Genomic DNA, 17,709 nt, shown 5'->3' on the forward strand with positions numbered 1-17,709 from the left:
GATAAGAAAGTAGGTAAATAGCTTTATTTTCCAGAAATATTTCCAAACATATATAACAACTGAAGACGTACACATTCCCCTCCTGTGGAGGGGTGGCAAGAATTCAAAGAATTTTTGACGGGGTGGTTAAAACTATTCAATTGAATAAAAGTGATAGACAAGTTATTATGATCATCTTGTTTTGCGTAAAGTAAAATCCCTAAATTAGCCCATAATCAAAAACAAAATGGAAACAAAAGTCATAAAAGTTAAACACGTCACCGGTACCTATATTATTGAAGTTCCCAATGGAGCGCTTAATGACATGAAAACCCAATTGGACAAATGCCTTAACGATGAACAGGGCGCAATTGTAGTAAAGGGAGAAGATGGAGATCAGTTTGTATATCCGTCTGATTTTTTAAAAAACAGTTTTATTTCCATTGTTGATCGGGAATAAGGAGCTTTTCACACGTATAAAATAAAAACGGCTTCCAATAGAAGCCGTTTTGTTCTTATATAAAAGTGATTATCCTTTTTTCATTTTTTCATTTTCTTCTTTTAAAGCCTTAATCTGCTCTTTCAGAAGATTAATGTATTCCTGTTGGTTTTCTAATAAATACTCTGGAATATTGCAATACTGATTATAGTTGCCAGATTGGTTGCTGGTATTAGAACTACTATCGTTGAATGTAAGATTCTGTATAACAGTTGCTGTTTTCTCCTCTCTGATATCTTCTACAGAAACATCTAGTGCTTTGGCCAGTTTTTCCCATTCATCATCAAATATTTTGACGTCTCCACTTTCTTTTCTACTGTAGTTGGAGACATCGGTGGCAAGAAGATCAGCAATCTGCTGCTGAGTATAACCTTTCTGCTTTCTTAAAGTTCTTAGTTTTTCCATTGTCATAGGATACCTGTGTTTTTACAAATGTAGTGAAAAATGTGGATGTTTGTAAATAGAGTTGTAAGTTTTGTCATATAAAAGCCTTTCTATAATGGGATTCCCCCAAAACATGGGTGTTTTAGATTTTTATATTGAAACTTTAGCAAAAGAGTGAAAAATAATTCCCTTGATTTCTAGTCTATTATTAAGTTTTGTTAAAATTTGTGACGGAAAAGTTTTGCAGAAATTAAAAATCGTTCTATATTTGCACCACTGAAAACAACGGTATAGCCGGGGTTTAAGGAGAGTTGGCAGAGTGGTCGATTGCGGCAGTCTTGAAAACTGTTGACTGTAACAGGTCCGGGGGTTCGAATCCCTCACTCTCCGCTGAGAGGGTCTTTTAATAAAAGATCCTCTTTTTTGTCGTATATAAGAAGTCCTTTATCCCTCATTTTTAGGTGATTATGCGACAATATCTCCATCATGGTAGGTGTTCGAAAGATTTGGTTTTCATAATAAAGATTGTTGTCGAACACCAAGCTTACAAATTCCCGTTTTTGAAGCGTTTCCGCTGCATCATATACATAGCGTAGATCAGTCAACAGATCCAATTTATTTTCCAGTATACCAAATGCAAGACTTCTATTTTCACTCAATCTTTCAATAGCTCCTTTTAAGCTTATAATCTCTGCATTGTAGATAGAATACCAGCGGTCATAGGTATCCTTATTAATCTCATTCTTTATCCATTTTTCTTCAAGCGAATATAGCTTCTCTTCATTCTCCTGTAATTGCTTTTTCTTCTCACCAACCTTCTTCAAATTGAATTCCAGTTCCCTGTCAATCGACTCCCTACTTTCCGTTCTGATCTTTCTTACACGGGCAGTGGGAAGGCTCATTAGTTCGCAGATTTTCGAAAATTGCTCATGGGCTTTAATAGCGCTTATATTATTATGCTTGCTGTGTTTGCATTTATAGTAATGGTAATATCTTCCTGATTTGCCCCTTGATGGAGCGCCCGACAGTGGATTGCCACAATGACATTTTAAAACTCCTCTCAAAGGAATTTCATCATCAATGACTGTCCTTGTCTTCCCTGGCCGTTTGATCTTTTCCTGTACCATTTGCCATGTAGTCCTGTCAATTATTGGTTCGTGGATACCCGGAAATAGTCCACCCGGTGCTCCTTGATGTGAGTTGGCTTTGATGAGTCCAGTATAAGCTGGATTTTTTAAAACTCGCTCAATAGCCATATTGCCCTTGATTGTAAACCCAAGTTCTTCGGCCTGTTTTCTTATCAGATAGATAGGTGTATTTCGCAGAAAAGAATCATAGATGAAACGTACTATTTTCGCCTGAGATTCATCAACCACCAGTATGCGTGCCTTTTCCAAGCCTTCCTTCCTATATCCGAATGGTGGATTCTTGTATGTATACCTGCCCTTTATGGTTTTTGCAGTGTATATTCCTCCTCTTACTTTTACACTCCTATTAATATTTTCCTCTTCAGCGAGTAATAGCTGTAAGCCTGCCCGAAAATAACTTCCGGGGGTATCATAATCAAAGGTGATATTTTCTGTTACACTGACGATCTGGATACCATATGTTTTTTGTAGTCCCTTTACCATCGTAATGGCTTCATCAGCTATACGGCTGAAACGGTCAAGCTGGTCAACAACAAGGTAGTCCACTTTTTTATGATGCCTAACAATAAATTCTTTAAGTTTGATGAAGTCCGGACGGTCAAAAGTACGTGCACTTTTCCCTTGATCTACAAAAGAATCAATCAATTCCACACCATTGAACTTTAACCAATTATCAGTAATCATTTCCTGCCTCTCTATTGAGCAGACACTTTGTCCTTGTTTACTAAATCTTAGGTATCTTATCGCTTTTTTCATAATATTCTTTTAAAGTTGATGAGACGATGATCTGTATAATAAGTTTTTCTAGTTTTTCCTCTTTTTCTCTCTCTCTATCTTCTTTCAGTTCTTCTATCTTTCTGTCCAATTCCTTTTCTGTTGCCCAGTTCTCTTCCTTTTTATCAGTACCGCTTTCCATTTCATCCTATGATTTAGATTTATGATAAAATCTGTCTTTCAGATTTTATCATAAATCTAGAGGAGAAACAAGCCTGCGTTACTAAATTGGTATTTAGGGGCACGCTTTGTCTTATATATGCCTAATCGTATATAGAATCAGATCCAATGATAAGGTTTATCCTTTCGATTTAAATAACAGTACATTTCTTCTTTTTTAAGTTCAGGGAAGAATTCTAAAGCACGATCAATCGCATAATTAGGTAAAAAATAGATCTCGTCCCGAATTGCCTTAATTACTTTTTCATATCCATAAAAACGAACAATCTCATCAATTTCATCCTCGCCTCCACGTTCCATTATTCGACCGATTACAGCTTGATAGGCTTTCTGCCAATCCAGCTTGTCTACGTTAGTATCCCAAAAAAATTTGTGATGAAGATTGGGTTTTAGCGAATTATCAACTGCCTTTTTCATAGAGTAAATTTACTGATTTTCATTGAATTAAACAATAATTACATCCGGAAACCTCTTCCTTTTTGAGGAGGTTTAAATTTCATTTCCGGATTGATTACTGCCTTCTTTAAGCGTTCTGATATCCTTAGCCAATTGTTCTCTTTTCCTTTCATCATTGAAACATCAAATTCTCTTTCTATATTACCGAAATATGATAGTGCATAAGCCGCCAAAAAGTCATGACCATCATACTTTTTTTCATAACTTTCAAGATAATGTTTCAGAGGTTTATCGTCCAGAAGAAAATACATATCTACAAAATCTTTCATTCTTTTTCCACTTTGAAAGATGGCATGAAGTTTCATTGCTCCTATATCATTATTAGAGATCATTCGGACACCTTCTTTTTCTTCTATTGGATTTAATAATGGGTATTTATGGGTGACAACATCAACTTTTACATCATTGATATAGGTAAGTACTGTATTATTATATAGCTGGCTTTGCTTTAGATCAGTCCCATAAGTATTATGTAAATAGTTTAGCATTTCTTTTGAGTCGAAATCCTTTGTGGTGAACAAATCAATATCTACTGATTTTCGATGTCCTATTTTAAGGGACAATGCAGTACCTCCGACTAAGATGTACTCTTTGAGTTTTTCATCTCTCATCAGCTTTTGAAGAAGTTCCCACATTTCATTGCTAACAGTCTCTTTGTATAACATAATGAATCATTTTTCAGCAAATTATTCCTGTAAATGATCCGTTATGTTAAAGTAGTATTTAGTGGCTTCTTTTGGCTTTTATTGTCCTAATTGTATCTTATAGATAAGTTTGACAGTAACCTGCAACCATAAAAATAATGACTTATTTTTTATCTATTTAATATAATAAACAAAGCGACTTCGGAGCGGGTTTAAAATCCTGTCAGGGCAAGTTGTTTTGAGCTGCGGAATTTATTTCGAACTGCTCAAAAGATAACTTGCTTCTTTCCTATGAAAGAATTCCATGATCTAAAGAATTTCTAGTAATTGTATTCTTATAAATAGAAGTATACTTACTTCTGATGAATTTTACATATCAGTTTGTCAAACTGCGTAAATTGGAGTTCAATTAATTTTATCTAAACAATTAGAATGGTCAGTCTCTTAATTTCAAGCCTGATTATCAACTTAATAATTACGATTTCTAAAATTAGTATTATTATCTGCTATCTGATTTCCTATATAGATATCCCTTTATTCTATATTTTTCCAGCAGTTCAAATCCTTCTGTAGTTAAGCTTATTGGAACCTTATAGCAGTCTTTATCTATATCATAGATAATAGGTCTTTTATTTTTTCTTATTGTAGAAAGTTTAATCATGATTACCGAACAGTTTTCCTGCTCAATTTCTGCTTGACTATATATTGCTAGAATGGTCTTTTTTCCAGTTAATTTATTCAAATTTTCAAGCTTCTCTACTTCATAGGAACTAATGTAGAAAAACAATGGGTTAATTCTTGGATATAAGGTGAGACATTTAACTTCAACTTCAATATTCTTACAATTTTTGATATTATAATCGGCTCTTTTAACTGGTATCGATTCAATTACTTTATAATTGGCAATACTATCTTTGTCCTGCGGAATATCTTCTACAATAAAAAGCCGTTCCCTAGCTATTATTTTAAATAATTCCTGTGCCTTTAAGCCGTTTTCCCTTCGTCTTTTTTCTACCTCTAAATTATTTTTTTTGTACCTCAACATTATTGAGATAAACTTCGTATGGCAAAAAGCCGGCAAGTGGAAGCTCACTTTTAGATCCTTGGAGAATAATGAAGCTTTCCAAAATGATTTTGTCTTCGAAAGCAATATACATTAGATTACTTTTATCATCGTCATAACAATAATAATATTGATTCTTTAGATCGTGAAATATTAATATATAACCCATCTTAGATGTCTTTAAGCAAACTGATATAATGACTTTTGTATATCGTTTTTTTTTAATTATATCACTATAAAGTTAATAAATTTATTGTAAATTAATAATTATCTTTAATTTAACCTTCCATATAAAGAAATTCCATCATATAGTCCTTCGAGCGAAATTATACCTTAGAACAATGGTTTATTTCTATCCTGATATATTTTATGAATCAGCTCTTCAAAATGTATAAAATGATAGTCAATAATATTATCCAGATAAGCATACATTGTGAGCCTGTCTATTTCAAGACCAGCTATTAGCTTTAAAAATTTCTGATGGAACTCAGGGCGGATGTATACAGTCCTTCCTTTACTGGCGTTTTGTTTTGGAATTTTAAAAAAGATTTCAAAATACTCTTTCTCAGTTAATCCAGAGGACTTTGATCGTCTATTTCCACTTACAAATGACTGACTTTTGATTGGTTGAGTCTCTTTAGGCATCTCCGCTGCCATAGCATGTTTTAGATATTCATCATCCGTTACAGCTATAGTACTATCTGCTAATTCTTGGGATTGACCATTAGGTTTATTTGATGTTCCTTTTTTCACATAAGCCGCATTTTCATTGGATTGATCATGCAAGTTTTCTTTGTTCATATCGTATAAGATTATATGTTCATCCTCCTTTTTGTATATAACGATTACTTTGTAAGCTATTATATTGTTATAAAGCTCTTTGATTATATTGTTAGCTACATTACGCTACAGCTTGTTATCATTTTATGAGCATAACAAATTCTAATGTCATGACGTATACTGATTAGTATTTCATCCCCATATAATTTAATGATTTCAATTTGCTGGCTATATATAAAGTTATAGTGCTAACTATATAACAAATTAAAGGAATGATTTCGGATATGATTTTATTGTGGCATTTATAGGAACTGTTTTTCTTTTGCTGTCCTAATACAAAAACCATAAGATTGAGTGATTAGGAAACCAAAGGACAAATACAGCTACTCGACGTCACATACCCCATGTACGTTAAACGCTTTGCTATCTTCTAAAAAATAGATAGCATAAAATGAACTGTAAGCAATTAAATTCCATAGAGCTGGAAGAAGTCCTCGCTTTTCTCGAACACCTTCCAACCCGCCAAAATGAAAAAGAAGCTTGGTATCCAAATCCTTTTACCCCAGAGAACCAAGCCTCTTTTAAAATTGACAAACTGAAGAATCTCTGGTACCTCTTTTCAGAGGGGATAGGCGGTACTACTACCGATTTATTCAGAAATATTTCCAAACATCGGTAAAAGGAGCTTTGGAATGGGCATCCAATCAAAATTTTTCTTCTTTTCACCAGCAAGCAAAACCTTTAAAATCTCATCCTAATTATCATATAGACAGGATTATGGATATTGCTCATCCTAATCTAATCTCTTATCTTACAATATCCGAGGATGGATTACGAAAGTGAATGATCCCGCCAACTTGAACGGGAAGCTTTTTGCCTACGAGCTTAAATACCATAATCCTGTTTATTCCACAGTTTCTACAGGCAAATACAATGGGAATATTGCAGAAATAGACTGGCAGGCTGCTGATGGTGGGACGCTTAGAAGATATAATTATCAGTACGATGTATTGGACAGGCTCAAAAATGGAATTTATTCTGAACCCAATGCGACAGTTCCACAGAATAATTATTTTAATGAAACCCTGACTTATGATTTAGGTGGAAATATTCAAACCCTAAAAAGAAACAGATTATTATCAAACGTGGGAGCTGTAGTGATGGATAACCTGGGGTATACTTACGCAGGTAATAGGCTCAATACGGTAACAGATTCTTCTGGTAACTATGGTGGCTATCCTGATATTTCAGGGAATCCTATTCCTTATGATGGTAACGGGAATATGAGCAGCCATATTGACAGGGGAATTTTGCAGATAGATTACAATTACCTTAATCTTCCCAACTACGTAAAGTTTGATCAGAATTACGTTCCTCATGATTTAGAGGTGAATACCTATGTCAATACAAAATATCTATATAATGCTGCAGGCGCAAAACTGAAAAAAGTCTATACATATGGATCGGGAAGAATGAACGTAAAAACGGTTGAAACGACAGATTATTTGGATGGATTTCAATATATCAATGATGTGTTAAGTTTTGTTCCCACTTCAGAGGGATATTATGATTTCGTTCAAAATAAGTATATTTACAACTATACAGATCATCAAGGAAACATCAGACTGGCGTATTATAAGGATGCTTCCGGTAACCTGAAAATTGACAGAACTACACATTTTTATCCTTTTGGACTAGAATTTGGAGGAGAGCTGAGTACTGCTGTTTCAATAACACCTAGCTATAAATACTCCACACAAGGACAGGAAAAACAATCGGAGACGGGATGGAGTTCTTACAGATGGAGGAACTATGATTCCGCAATGGGAAGGTTCTTTAATGTTGACCCGCTAAGTGAGAAATACGCTTACCAGTCACATTATAATTTTTCGGAAAACAGGGTTATTGATGGTAGGGAATTAGAGGGATTGGAATGGATTGGAGTAGTTACGAGAGCTATGCCTTCGTTTGAGAACTCTTCCTTTCGTCCTAGTCCAGTTATAGAAACAGTTAATAAAACTATCGAAATAGGTGAAGGCACTATAAAAACAAGTAGATTTTCCAAAGAACAACTAGCGAATTTTGATAGAGGTAGAAGAATTGAACTGGAGCAAATAAATAAAATGAATGAAGAAGGGCAGAGTGTTAGTAGGAACACAAAAAATTATGAAGCGATAGACCCTAAAACAGGTAAAACTGGGCAAACAAGACCGGATGGATTCACGAAAGATGGAAGACCTGTAGAAGTGAAAAATGTCAAGAAACAAGGCCTAACAAGACAACTAAGATTTCAAGATAATTTATCTGAAGGAAAGCGATTAATATTAAGAATCAATAATAAGGCAGAATTAACCAAGCCGTTAAAGGAATCTGGAATTGACATCCAGCCGTATAATTTATCGACACCTGTTAAAATTGATAATATCAAAGTAAACTCTAATCCACCTGCAAAAGTTAATCCACAACCTCAAAAAAATGATAAATGTGCTAAAGATCCTAATTGTGTTTAAATAAAGGAATAATTTTATACTATATTAATATGTCAGAAAAATATATAACAGGAATTAGTCAAATCGTTGAAACAAGTAAAAAATTCTTGAAAGAGCTAAAGGAGTTTGCACCCTTTGGGCTAATTTATAAGAATGGAGAATGGATAGATTTGGCAACTTATGATGATTCTATGGATTCTAATAAGATGAAAAGTTTTTTAATCAATACGATAGTGAGGGATTTTGAAGAAGGAAATACTGAATTTGGAGCAGTATGTGTTGATGCTAGAATTGAGGATATAGGTGATGTAATAATGATATATAATACATCAAATGGAAAAGACTGGTATGAGCTAGTCTATAAGTATGAACTTGATGGTGAAGATGTTCAGATTGTGGAAAAAAATATTGAATATTGACAATGTTATTTTTCAAATGTTAATGATTTAGGGTATTGAAATCAACACCCTGAATTTTTAGAACTAATACATCCATAAAGGTTACTAAACATTCATGAAGACGAATAATAAATGAACATAAAATGTTTCAATAGTGCAAAAGCAAAATATGAAAGAAAAGGAATTCAATAATTTTTGGAATTGGATTAAAAGTAATTTTGAATATTTGGTTCCAAAAAAATTACATTTGAGTATGTAAATCACTAGATCGGGAAATTGAAAAAATTGGTAATTTCTCTTGGGAGGGGAGTGTAAATCAAACTGTGTCACTAGTTCCTTTTAGGCATCGGATTTAAGAGGCTGTAAGCCTCGAATCCGATGCCTAAAAGGAACCGCCTAAGGCTTTGATCCTATCCCCAAATTTAATATGCAGTTGTTGCATTGTCAAGCCCCAATTGTGAATAGGCATTGTCCATTTTTTTGTAATATCCTGAATAACCAGGTAAATGAGCTTTAGCAGAGCCTGGTCAGAAGTAAAAGCCCCCTTACTTTTAGTAACTTTTCTGACCTGTCGATGCATCGCTTCAATTGCGTTAGTGGTGTAAATAGCTCGTCTTATTTCTGGAGAATACTCAAAATAAGTGGAGAGATTCACCCAGTTATCCAGCCAGCCTTTGACCGAAAGTGGGTATTTCTTGCCCCATTTATCTTCAAATTCAAGGAGTTTCTCGTAACCCTGATCTTGGTTTACTGCTTGATATACTGGTTTCAGATCAATAACAACTGCTTTTTTGTCCTTCTCAGGTACGTAACGAAGGCTCGTACGGATCTGGTGTACAATACAGAGCTGAATCTGTGTCTTAGGATAAACAGATTCAATAGCTTCCGGAAAGCCTTTCAATCCGTCAACACAGGCAACAAGAATTTCCTCCACACCCCGCTGTCTGAGCTCGCTCAAAACCGAAAGCCAGAATTTAGCACCCTCGTTCTCTGAAAGATAGATACCAAGAAGTTCCTTTTTACCTTCTCTATTAATGCCTAGGATATTATAAACCGCACGACTCTGAACAGAGCTGTTCTCTTTAACTTTAAAGTGCATGCAGTCAAGGAAAATAAAGGGATAAACGGATTCAAGGGGACGGTTGCGCCACTCCGTCATAGCAGGAATAACCTTGTCGGTAATATTGGAGATCTCCGTAGCTGAAATATCCATAGCGTACATTTCCTTAATATAATTTGAAATATCTCGGGTGCTCATACCTCGAGCATACATAGCTAAAACATTGGACTCTAGCTCTTCAGTAATGATCAACTGGCGCTTAGCTACAATCTTAGGCTCGAAAGTCCCATTGCGGTCACGACCACTCTCCAGTTCAAAATGTCCCGATTGAAGGCTCCGAACCGTCTTTTTAGTCTTCCCGTTTTTACGGTTAGGTTCTCCAGAAGCTTTACTTTCCTGTAGATGGTGGTCAAGCTCACCTTCCAACATGGATTCCAAAAGATGTTTTAGCATCGGTGCAAAAATACCATCTGTACCGCCCATTTTCTTGCCTTCATAAAGGCCTTTCATTGCTTCCTCTTTGAAGCGTGCAAAATCAAATTCCTCGTTCATGATTATCTCTGTCTAATATAAAAAATATTTTATATGACACAGTTTACTTTACACCCTCCTTGGGAGATAGGCTTTGATAATTGATATGTATTCCATTTTTTCTCAGAATTTTTATCACTTGTCTAGTAGAAACCATCCGTCCAGAAAAATATTTTGTAATTCGATTGATATTTTTCGAAATAGTTCTTAAAACTTTTTCAGTTTTATTATTGATAATCCCATCATAGATTGTTACCTTTTTTAGAATTGGATTGATTTGAATTGTCTCAAATTCCTTTGTAGATATATTTATTTGAGAAGGTGTAAACATATTTGCAATATGTCTTTTACCAACGAAGTCTTGAATATTATAAACTTGAAAAATATTAATGTGATCTTTTGTCCATATTTCTTTATGTTGATAAAAATCCACATTCAATTTCTGCGTAAGATGCTGTAATCTCTCGTTTAAATTATAAGTAATTTCATTATGTTCTTTTTTCATTTCTCTGAAATCTTCGAAGTCTATTTTTCCAGCCAATAAGTATCTTCTTGCATTTGCTAGGAGTTCCTTATTCTGAGAAATTTCTGTAAGAACACCTTTTTTTTCATTTAATGCTTCTCTTCTAGCTGTGAATATATTTTCATCTTCGAGAATGAGCTCAAAAAGTTCATATACATAGGGAGGGTTATTTTTTTTAAGAGACTTTCGTATGATTTTTCCAAGAAATCGTTTCTAAATCTACCTTTACATTTAGAAGTGTTACAATGATAATAGCTATATTTTTTATGTTTACCCTGAGAGGTACTGCCTGTCAATGTTCGTTCGCAAAAGGGACAAGTTATGAATCCTCTAAGTGGGAAGAGTGATTTTGTTTGAAGTTTGGATTCTCTCTGTTTACGTTTACTTTTGAGTAATAATTGAACCTTGCGGTAAAGGCTCTCAGATATGATAGGCTTATGAATCCCTTTTACGTATTGAATATCTTCATCTTTAGTTGCTTTAACAGTAATTATTCCACAATAAATAGGATTATGTAATATCTTCCAAAAATTGTTCTTGCTGCATTGTAGTTCTTTTTGAACCGTCATCATTCTAACTTGATTGATCGAATACGTTCCTGTTGCAAACTGGTCAAAAGCCCATTTAATTAAATCCGCCTGCGGTTGTTTAATCATTTTAAAATCTTTGAAAAGGAAATTACTGATAATTTCAATAACAAATCCCGTCCAATCTTTTAATCTATCATCTTATGGAACAAATTATCATTATAGGTTTATTAATCATTCTTGTTTTAGTTCTTGTAGATAAAAAATTTTCAATCAGTATCCGTAGAAAAGATAATGTTATTAAAACTAAGAATCTACCATCTATTATTGTGCATGAAAAATCCGGATAAAATATAATTTATCCGGATAGGAATATTGTTAAATTCAGTACTAACCGTATTTTACGGCGACTTATAACAACATTTTAAACTTTAATATAATTCATTAAAATCATGATTAATTTATCTCTATCTGCACCCAACATTCCTATAAAGGTTTATCAAATTGCTGTAAAACAAGTGTGCCTTTTCCCCAGTTATAATTTTCGCCAGATGCCTTATTCATATTAAATCTTGCGAATGTTCCACTTGGGAACTGTACTCCCGGAGCCAGTTCTAAATATCCGTCAAGCCTGAACGTTATATAGACCGGGCTTGATGTATTATTATTATATGTTTCCGTATAGGTTCCTGAAATGGTAGAAACTACATTTTGACGAAACTTTCGTGAACCCGTTGGTGCTTCAACTCCATTCCTTACAAATCTTATACCTTGATAAAAAAAACCGCTTGTAGGCATTTGAGCAATATTTCCGGTTGAATCAGTAAGTCCAGTTGGAACTGAATAATTAAAAATAATTAATGAGGAGGTATTTGCTGGCACGTGCACACTAATTGCATAGTTTAGATCGATATTATTTATTGTCGCACCACCAGGATATGTTTGATTTAATGCATATGTTACAGGATTACTTGGAGATGCAACAAATACTCCTCGTGGAGTATAGGTATTAGCAGGCTGAAGACTTGACAAAGGAACTTTCTTACCAGTTCCGTCACTTTGGAGTACCATTATTCGATCTGAATTATCTACCGATGAGGCATTTGGTACTGCATTAAATTTTATATTTCCATTAACTTCCAACTTCTGAGCCGGTGTTGAAGTTCCAATTCCAAGATTTCCAGAAGGATCCAACATCATATCAATATTTCCATTACCACTGGTACGAAAATCCAGAGAAGATAAATTATTGGTTCCATTTCCTTTATAAGTAGATACAATAGCACCCAAGGAAGAATTATTTGTATTATTAATCCGTCCTTTGAAATCTACATAGCTAACCAAATTATCTGAAGACAAATTTGTTCCACCATTGTTTCTGATAAGATTAATATTAGCTGCAGCAGTTCCAGCAGAAATCATATCAAGAGCTGTGTTATCAGACTCAAACCTGCCACTTCCTCTAACATCAAGCTGTTGTATAGGAGCTGAAGTACCCAAGCCAACTCGCCCGTTATCTTTGATAACAAAATCTGAACCCACTGATCTGGCAGCACCGGATGAAGTTGCTCCGAGTTTAACCATTGTATTAGCAGTATCATCTATAAATGCATCTGGAGTAGGATCCCCCATCATTCCACCTGAATTTAACTTAGTCCACTTGCTTGTGGATCCATCAAAATAATAAAATCCAATACTATCTATATTTGATCCCTGTCCTATAGCACTACCAGTGGCAATATTATTTACATAAATAAGAGTTGAAGGTTGGACAGAGGCCATATTAACAGCCCGTTGTCTATCTACACGTGGTATCAGCAATCCATCTACTAACGTTGAAGTTCCAATAGAATTCTTTGCAGCAATATCCATAGTGGATTGGGGAGTAGTTGTATTAATTCCGACTTGTGAATAGCCTAAGGTGCTAATGAATAGAACAGCAATAGGCAATAATTTTGTTTTCATTTTGTTTATTTTAAAATATGTTATTTCATTAAAAGTGTACCTTTCTAATTTAACTAGTCCGATACATGTGTAAAGAATGATGCGAAACCCTAAAATTTTCTTTGGGATAGGAAAATTCTTTTTAAGGCCCTCTCAGAATATTAGAAGTGCGAAAATGTAAAAGCAGTATAAAAAATGTGTTTTTATTTTTTTAACTACTAAATAGCAATTGGGACTAACAAATTTTTCTGCAGAACTTTTATACTTTTTTCAAGAAATTTTAAGGAGCAATTTTTTGAAAGTATGAATGATCGGGCTATAGATTTCAAGGTTGGGTCCCTGTCCCCAAATAATAAAATTTATTTGTCTTATCTTCTTTGCAGAGGGTTAATTTAACGGGTGATTTTGCCATTTAAAATTCTTTTTTGATAAATTAAAATGTGTGTATCTAAATTACTGATGAGTAACTTATTGTTGTTGTCTTGGTTTAAAAAAATAATTTCAATAAAACATAAAAAAACAATTCAAGTTCTTATTAATCCTGTGAAAATTACCATTTGCGTTTTTACTTTTTGATTTTTATTCAAATCTAGATCAATATCAAAAAAAACACCAAAAAAACACATACCACATAGCTATCACATTTTTTAAATGTTTGAAAAAAAGCATGTTATGAGTTATTGTATCCCTTAGTATAATATTAATATTTACTTACATAAAGAATTGATGAGTTTCAAACAGAAAAAAGGTATATGTTAACTATATCACTTACTACAAACTGATCCTTAATCTAAAAGCAAAGAGTTTGATACATACTGAATTTCTTAATCTAATTAAACTTTACAAGTTTTGTATCCATATTGATAAATCTATATCTGATTCTATATTGTATTTTTTACGGATTCTGTTTTTGCGTATTTGAACAGCTCTTATTGTAACGTGAGTATATTCCGATATATCTTTCGTGCTAAAGTTCAGAAAAATCATTGCAAGGAAGGTTAATTCTGAATTTTTTATGGTGGAATCCTTGTCCTGTAGTTTAGAAATAATATCAGGATAGAGTTCTTTGAATAGGACGATTAATTGAGGGTCATTACGTCTTCCAAGCTCAATCAGTTCATTTAATTTATTATTGTTTCCTCTCTGGATTAAATTTTGTACTTGGTTCTCTTTTTCGATCAGAGCATCTTCAATCTGAAGTATTCTTATCTTTTTTTTACGATTTTTCCAAGATAAAAAAAGAATAATTACTGTAACTAGAATTAGGAACAAGGCAATTCCCTTCAGGTAAGTTGCCTTATGACTCTTTAATTCCACATCCTTTTTTTTTATAAAGTTATTGAGGATAAGTTCCGATATTCCATCATTTTCCGATTGTAAAGAATCATTGAGTTCCTGATACCTTTTGAGAAAAATACTCTCCTCTTTATCGTCTAAATTATTTTTGCTAAAATAATCTGCTAAAACTTTATAGTTAACTTTTTCTTCCTCTCTATTTTGAAGATATATTGCATTTTGAAGCGCTTTACGATAATATTTAATTGCTCCTTTTGTATTTCCACTAGCATCCTCTAAATCTCCATAAGCTTTCAAAGCCTCATGGAGATAAGGACTATGATTTTCCGAAAGTATGCTCATTGCGCTATCAATATATTTGCGAGCTGTGAAAGTTTCTTTACGAAACAGATATTCATTTCCTATCGCGATATAATTGCTAACTACATCGTAAAAAACATCGTTAGAACTATTTTTAGGATAACTTTTCAAAATATCTTTTTGAATCATAAGATGTTTGAAAACAGACTCATGTCGATTCATCTGCGAAAAGGATGCTGCTATATTTTCATGAGCCCAAGACATACATCTCTTTTGAGTTAAAGGATCTTTTACACCATCAGAAAGTTTAAGTTGTTTAGAAAACTCTCTCATTGCCAAGTCGTTTAAACCTAGTTTACCATAGACTTGTCCCCGTAAACGATGCGTTTCTATCTGTGTAGTGATATTTTCCGAATAATAAGGCTCATTTTCAGCATTTTCCAGATATTCTAATGCATTTTTATAGAATCCTGTTTCTTGAAGTACTTTGGCAATATAAATATTTGCCACCGTGATACCTTTGGAATAAGATTTTTTTTTGGATAGTTGCAATGTCTGATCAGCTGTCTTTAATGAAGCGACATATTTATGCTCACTAAACTGCTTGATAGATAATTCAAGCATATTTTGAATACGAATATCTACTTGTGCGTAAGTAAAGGAAAAGAAGAAGAAGAAAAATGTACATAATATTTTTATTGTGCATTTTTCAATTAAATCAAATTTAATTAGAATTGTCATAATATATTTTGGCATGTATTAAAAACAAATTTTGTATAAATATTAAGCTATGACACAAACTTATTTTGGTAGGACTTACTTTAAAAGCTATTGAATATTCCTTAGGTTAAATTGGGTGAAATTATTTTTTAACTAAGCAAATATAAACAGAAAAGGAAAGTGTGGATTAAAAAATTAAGAATATTAAAAAGAAACTCGTTTCAATTATTACGTCTGAATTACACAAAATAATAGCTTTACACAAATAATTTTTTCCATTTGCTTACAGTATTCCTGCTAAGTTTAAAGTGTCTGGCCAGCTCACTGTTATTTATCCTATGTTCTTTTTGATAGTCCAAGATCGTTAGTATTGTGGATTTGTCGTAGGATCTAAAACGCTTACTAGATTGCTCGGTGAAATTGTTTTGAATACCGAAGAGTTTCTCCTGGATAGTGATGATATCCATACTGGTAATTTTCGTTTTGTCCAGTATATACGCGCAAACTTCCAGCTTGTCAGGAAAATTCATTTTGATCATATCGGTATAGATCTTTTTATAGTTTGGTTGTTTCATAATAATCTTGATCATAATGTTAAATGGTAATTGATTAATCCACGGATTGTTTCTTCCTAGAGACGGTTTTAAAACTATTGCTGTATTACATTTACTCTTAATTGCATCAGGCCTATTCTAATCTCCTGTACCATATTTTTGCAGCCATTTATATAATGTGGTTTTCGGGATATTATATTCATTGATGATCTGTATTTTAGTTTTACTGCCGCTTTGGACAAGTTCCAACATAAAATCAATGACTTCACGGGTGTATATATTCTTTCTAAAAGCAGGAATTTTCAGATTCTTTGCCTCATTTTTATATTTTCCATGTGCGATTGGTGAATATAAAATCAAGTGCTGAGTATATATTCTGAAAAAATCGTATTCCAGTAGTTTACACCACTTTATAATGACATCGGTATATAGGTTTTCAGCTTTATACATTTGGATTATTTCATTTTCCGTACATCCAAAAAAACTACAAACCCTCGAAGATTCAATTTCCGTTTCTTTAACACGCTGTTCTATTAATTTTCCGATGTGTATTTCTTTGAGATTCATTGTTCTTATATCTTTATTTTAGAAGATGAGTGTATAAAGATCATCCATGTTATTATATGTGATATTTTATGTTGTTTGCTTTCTTTAGCGTGTAAAGGCTTCTTCGGACTTGATAAAATATTTGAGTTAGCAAATGAAGAATACTTTATAAACTGGTGGCTTAAGCTTCCACATAGTTACTATAAGATTTTGGCCACATGATAAGCAGAATTGTAATTGCTAAAGTTGCACTGCCTGTATGCTATATCTGGCTTATATTGCTCGGGATTGTGGCAGTATTACCAGCAATATTTATTAGTCTTTACAGATGATATATCTTGTATTTATGAATATTATGTTAATTTTATTATTACCATTAATTTTTTAACACTTAATGTAAGTTTATCATTCATTTTAATCTGAAATTATATCATTGCTTTTATTTTTTTACTTGCTGTTTAGCATAAAATGCAGAAAGGAAAAGGAGAGTAATTATAGGGAGGTATGGATGATGAATTGTGTATTTAGAATCGAAAAATGGTATAAATATAATTACTTGTACCTTATAGTTTCCTTTCTGTCTTTTATTTATACATCTTATTTAATTAAGCATTTTTTTGAGTTTTATATTTAAGACTTTTACTAATTCTCCATGTATATTTTCCGAAGCTATTCTTGTACCTTTTGTTACATAAGAATAGAATTTTCTCCGTTTTTCTTTAGAAGTTATTTGATAAGTTGATAGAAACTTTTGTTTACTATCCCTGAAAGTGTTTAATCAATAGATGAATTAATACTCTGATAAAAAATACAATACATATTTTAAAGTAATTGCAAATTTGAATGAATATCAAAAAAATACCAAAAATATTCATATCACATATATATCACATTTTTTAAACATTTGAAAATAA

General features: G+C 33.0%; 18 protein-coding genes and 1 tRNA gene. 5 read left to right on the forward strand and 14 right to left on the reverse strand.

All coding sequences use genetic code 11. The features are described from left to right. Positions 1–226 precede the first annotated feature (226 nt). The gene (locus J2786_RS02485; protein WP_047431802.1) at positions 227–439 is read left to right on the forward strand and encodes a hypothetical protein; all 213 of its coding nucleotides are present in this window, start codon (positions 227–229) and stop codon (positions 437–439) included. A 69-nt stretch (positions 440–508) separates the two neighbouring features. On the opposite strand, the gene J2786_RS02490 is transcribed toward J2786_RS02485, so the two are convergent. Further along, positions 509–889, reverse strand: a complete 381-nt coding sequence (locus J2786_RS02490) for a helix-turn-helix domain-containing protein (RefSeq protein ID WP_047431799.1) — start codon at positions 887–889, stop codon at positions 509–511. 278 nt (positions 890–1,167) lie between these two features. On the opposite strand from J2786_RS02490, the gene J2786_RS02495 reads away from it, so the two are divergent. Beyond that, positions 1,168–1,252: transfer RNA gene (locus tag J2786_RS02495), tRNA-Ser, on the forward strand. Here the strand turns inward: J2786_RS02495 and J2786_RS02500 are convergent. The 6 genes from J2786_RS02500 to J2786_RS02525 all read right to left on the reverse strand — a co-directional run bounded on the left by J2786_RS02500 (position 1,243) and on the right by J2786_RS02525 (position 5,928). Continuing rightward, positions 1,243–2,766: a recombinase family protein gene (locus J2786_RS02500; protein WP_310023824.1), complete on the reverse strand. Its 1,524-nt coding sequence runs from the start codon at positions 2,764–2,766 to the stop codon at positions 1,243–1,245. The two genes, J2786_RS02495 and J2786_RS02500, sit on opposite strands and share 10 nt — an antisense overlap. Further along, on the reverse strand, positions 2,735–2,926 hold the full coding sequence (locus J2786_RS02505) for a hypothetical protein (protein WP_310023826.1): 192 nt from the start codon (positions 2,924–2,926) through the stop codon (positions 2,735–2,737). Before J2786_RS02505 ends, J2786_RS02500 begins: the two co-directional genes overlap by 32 nt. A gap of 137 nt (positions 2,927–3,063) precedes the next feature. Next, positions 3,064–3,381: a DUF6922 domain-containing protein gene (locus tag J2786_RS02510; protein WP_310023828.1), complete on the reverse strand. Its 318-nt coding sequence runs from the start codon at positions 3,379–3,381 to the stop codon at positions 3,064–3,066. A gap of 38 nt (positions 3,382–3,419) precedes the next feature. Further along, positions 3,420–4,085, reverse strand: coding sequence for a nucleotidyl transferase AbiEii/AbiGii toxin family protein (locus J2786_RS02515; RefSeq protein WP_310023831.1), 666 nt, complete (start codon positions 4,083–4,085; stop codon positions 3,420–3,422). Positions 4,086–4,563: 478 nt separating this feature from the next. Then, a complete protein-coding gene (locus J2786_RS02520; protein WP_310023833.1) occupies positions 4,564–5,109 on the reverse strand; it encodes a hypothetical protein in 546 nt (181 codons plus the stop codon). Positions 5,110–5,460: 351 nt separating this feature from the next. Continuing rightward, entirely contained in the window at positions 5,461–5,928 is a 468-nt protein-coding gene (locus J2786_RS02525; RefSeq protein WP_310023834.1) for a DUF3408 domain-containing protein, read from the reverse strand. Positions 5,929–6,358: 430 nt separating this feature from the next. Here J2786_RS02525 and J2786_RS02530 point away from each other — a divergent pair, with 430 nt between their 5' ends. From J2786_RS02530 to J2786_RS02540, 3 genes are all read left to right on the forward strand, one after another. Then, complete coding sequence (locus tag J2786_RS02530; RefSeq protein ID WP_310023836.1) at positions 6,359–6,586, forward strand: hypothetical protein; 228 nt, start codon at positions 6,359–6,361, stop codon at positions 6,584–6,586. Positions 6,587–6,764: 178 nt separating this feature from the next. Next, positions 6,765–8,417, forward strand: coding sequence for an RHS repeat-associated core domain-containing protein (locus tag J2786_RS02535; RefSeq protein WP_310023838.1), 1,653 nt, complete (start codon positions 6,765–6,767; stop codon positions 8,415–8,417). Positions 8,418–8,446: 29 nt separating this feature from the next. Then, positions 8,447–8,815: a hypothetical protein gene (locus J2786_RS02540; protein ID WP_310023840.1), complete on the forward strand. Its 369-nt coding sequence runs from the start codon at positions 8,447–8,449 to the stop codon at positions 8,813–8,815. A 361-nt stretch (positions 8,816–9,176) separates the two neighbouring features. On the opposite strand, the gene J2786_RS02545 is transcribed toward J2786_RS02540, so the two are convergent. The 7 genes from J2786_RS02545 to J2786_RS02575 all read right to left on the reverse strand — a co-directional run bounded on the left by J2786_RS02545 (position 9,177) and on the right by J2786_RS02575 (position 16,816). Continuing rightward, on the reverse strand, positions 9,177–10,406 hold the full coding sequence (locus tag J2786_RS02545) for an IS256 family transposase (protein WP_310023842.1): 1,230 nt from the start codon (positions 10,404–10,406) through the stop codon (positions 9,177–9,179). 43 nt (positions 10,407–10,449) lie between these two features. Further along, positions 10,450–10,890 carry a hypothetical protein gene (locus tag J2786_RS02550; protein WP_310023845.1) on the reverse strand — a complete coding sequence of 147 codons (441 nt, stop codon included), beginning with the start codon at positions 10,888–10,890 and terminating at the stop codon, positions 10,450–10,452. Between the two features lie 107 nt (positions 10,891–10,997). Then, positions 10,998–11,564 carry a recombinase family protein gene (locus J2786_RS02555; RefSeq protein WP_310023848.1) on the reverse strand — a complete coding sequence of 189 codons (567 nt, stop codon included), beginning with the start codon at positions 11,562–11,564 and terminating at the stop codon, positions 10,998–11,000. Between the two features lie 357 nt (positions 11,565–11,921). Beyond that, entirely contained in the window at positions 11,922–13,400 is a 1,479-nt protein-coding gene (locus J2786_RS02560) for a phage tail-like protein (RefSeq protein ID WP_310023850.1), read from the reverse strand. Positions 13,401–14,219: 819 nt separating this feature from the next. Further along, positions 14,220–15,731 (reverse strand): tetratricopeptide repeat protein, encoded by a 1,512-nt coding sequence (locus tag J2786_RS02565; protein ID WP_310023852.1) that lies wholly within the window; start codon positions 15,729–15,731, stop codon positions 14,220–14,222. Between the two features lie 221 nt (positions 15,732–15,952). Continuing rightward, the gene (locus J2786_RS02570) at positions 15,953–16,285 is read right to left on the reverse strand and encodes a helix-turn-helix domain-containing protein (RefSeq protein WP_310023855.1); all 333 of its coding nucleotides are present in this window, start codon (positions 16,283–16,285) and stop codon (positions 15,953–15,955) included. 102 nt (positions 16,286–16,387) lie between these two features. After that, positions 16,388–16,816, reverse strand: a complete 429-nt coding sequence (locus J2786_RS02575; protein WP_310023857.1) for a transposase — start codon at positions 16,814–16,816, stop codon at positions 16,388–16,390. Between the last annotated feature and the right edge of the window lie 893 nt (positions 16,817–17,709).

It is taken from the genome of Chryseobacterium vietnamense (assembly GCF_031454475.1).
Lineage (GTDB): Bacteria > Bacteroidota > Bacteroidia > Flavobacteriales > Weeksellaceae > Chryseobacterium > Chryseobacterium vietnamense.